Raw genomic sequence first — 431 nt, 5'->3', positions numbered from 1 at the left:
GCCCCATCGACATCCTGGTCAACAACGCCGGCATCACGCGCGACGGCTTCTTCCACAAGATGAGCCACGACCAGTGGTCCGACGTCATCCGCGTCAACATGGACAGCGTCTTCAACATGACGCGCCAGGTCATCAACGGCATGCGCGACCGGGGCCACGGGCGCATCGTCAACATTTCCTCGATCAACGGTCAGAAGGGTCAGATCGGCCAGACCAATTACTCCGCCGCCAAGGCCGGGATGATCGGCTTCACCAAGGCGCTGGCTCTGGAGAATGCGCGCAAGGGCGTGACCGTGAACTGCATCGCGCCCGGCTATATCGACACCGAAATGGTCGGCGCCATGGACCCCAAGGTGCTGGAAGGCATCATCAGCCACATCCCCGTCGGCCGCCTGGGCAAGGGCGAAGAGATCGCCGACATGGTGTCCTGG

Annotated in this window: 1 protein-coding gene; it reads left to right on the top strand. The window is 62.6% G+C overall.

The window, feature by feature from the left end; all coding sequences use genetic code 11:
* Positions 1-431, top strand: a 431-nt coding sequence (locus tag JWG43_RS20955) for an SDR family NAD(P)-dependent oxidoreductase (RefSeq protein ID WP_205244404.1), incomplete at both ends; no start/stop codon positions are given.

It is taken from the genome of Desulfobulbus alkaliphilus (assembly GCF_016918545.1).
Classification (GTDB): Bacteria; Desulfobacterota; Desulfobulbia; order Desulfobulbales; family Desulfobulbaceae; genus Desulfobulbus; species Desulfobulbus alkaliphilus.
This window is presented reverse-complemented; position numbering and strand designations above follow the sequence as displayed.